The sequence below is a fragment of the Streptomyces sp. NPDC057654 genome, assembly GCF_042800135.1.
GTDB lineage: Bacteria > Actinomycetota > Actinomycetes > Streptomycetales > Streptomycetaceae > Streptomyces.
On record NZ_JBHVHQ010001289.1, the window covers coordinates 1 to 1,646 of the forward strand.

At 66.6% G+C, this 1,646-nt stretch carries 2 protein-coding genes; both read left to right on the plus strand.

The annotated features are described in order from the left end of the window. Positions 1–85: 85 nt before the first annotated feature. The gene (locus ACFU99_RS42925) at positions 86–1,432 is read left to right on the plus strand and encodes an NAD(P)/FAD-dependent oxidoreductase (protein WP_384404017.1); all 1,347 of its coding nucleotides are present in this window, start codon (positions 86–88) and stop codon (positions 1,430–1,432) included. 70 nt (positions 1,433–1,502) lie between these two features. After that, a partial coding sequence (locus ACFU99_RS42930; protein ID WP_384404019.1) for a beta-ketoacyl synthase N-terminal-like domain-containing protein occupies positions 1,503–1,646 on the plus strand: 144 nt, incomplete at its 3' end.

Sequence of the window (1,646 nt, forward strand, 5' to 3'; positions counted from 1 at the left end):
CGACGAATCACGCACGACGAATCACGCACGACGAATCACGCACGACGAATCACGCATGACGAATAACGAAGCGAAGGGGAGAGCTGTGTCTGAGGTTGACTTCGATATCGGCATCATCGGCGGCGGCCCGGCCGGCGCCACGGCTGCTTCCTACCTGTCAAAGGCGGGCCTGAGCTGCGTAGTGTTCGAGGGTGATCTCTTCCCCCGCGAACACGTCGGCGAATCGCTGATACCCGCCACCACGCCCGTACTCGCCGACATCGGGTTCCTGCCGCAGATGGAAGAGGCCGCGTTCCCCAGGAAATACGGCGCCGCCTGGACCTCCGCCACCGAACAGTCCATCCCCACCATGGGGTTCAAGGGCATGTCCCACGGATTCCGGGCCGCCGAGATCGAATTCCACGAGCGCGAACAGCTCGGCGTCCACCAGGATTACACCTACCACGTGGACCGCGGGAAATTCGATCTGCTGCTCCTCCAGCACGCGGGCAGCCTGGGCGCGAAGGTCTACGAAGGCATCCGCATCCGCCGCGTCGACTTCTCCGAGCCGCGGCCGCGGATCGTCTTCCCGCTCGGCGCCGGCGAATCCTCGGTCACCGTACGCATGGTCATCGACGCCAGCGGCCGCGGCACCTTCCTCGGCCGGCAGCTCGGCCTCAAGGTCAGCGACCCGGTCTTCAACCAGTACGCCGTCCACTCCTGGTTCGACCGCCTCGACCGCTCCGCCCTCGCCGTCAACAAGGAGCAGGCCGACTACATCTTCATCCACTTCCTCCCGGTCACCGACACCTGGGTCTGGCAGATCCCCATCACCGACACGATCACCAGCGTCGGCGTCGTCACCCAGAAAAAGCACTTCAAGGCGTCCAGCTCGGACCTTGAGGGCTTCTTCTGGGAGTGCGTCGGCAGCCGCCCCGACCTGCGCGACGCCCTGAAGAACTCCCAGCAGGTACGCCCGTTCAAGGCCGAGGGCGACTACAGCTACGCCATGAAGCAGATCTGCGGCGACGGCTGGGCCCTCGTCGGCGACGCCGCCCGTTTCGTCGACCCGATCTTCTCCAGCGGCGTCAGCGTCGCCCTCAACGGCGCCCGGCTGCTCAGCCACGACGTCATCGCCGCCGCGGAGACCGGCGACTTCGGCAAGGGCTCGTTCCACACCTACGAGAGCAAGCTGCGCCGGGCCGTCGGCAACTGGTACGAGTTCATCTCCATCTACTACCGGCTGAACATCCTGTTCACGGCCTTCGTGCAGGACCCGAAGTACCGCATGGACGTCCTGAAGATGCTCCAGGGCGACGTCTACGACGACACCGAGCCCAAGGCGCTCGCCGCCATGCGGGAGATCACCCGGCAGGTCGAGGAGAACCCCGACCACCTGTGGCACAAGCACCTGGGCTCGCTGCGCGCGCCCAGCGCCGCGCCACTGTTCTGACCGTACGGCCGTCTGACCGTTCGGACCACGGCAGTTGGAGGGGAACGCGCCGATGCACGAAGCGATCGCCATGGTGGGGGCGGGCTGCCGGTTCCCCCGCGGGGCCGACGGACTCCCGGAGTTCTGGCGCCTGCTGCGCGCGGAGACCGACGCCGTCGAGGAAGTCCCCCCGGAACGCTGGGACGTGGACCGCTACTACTCCACGGACCCGCAC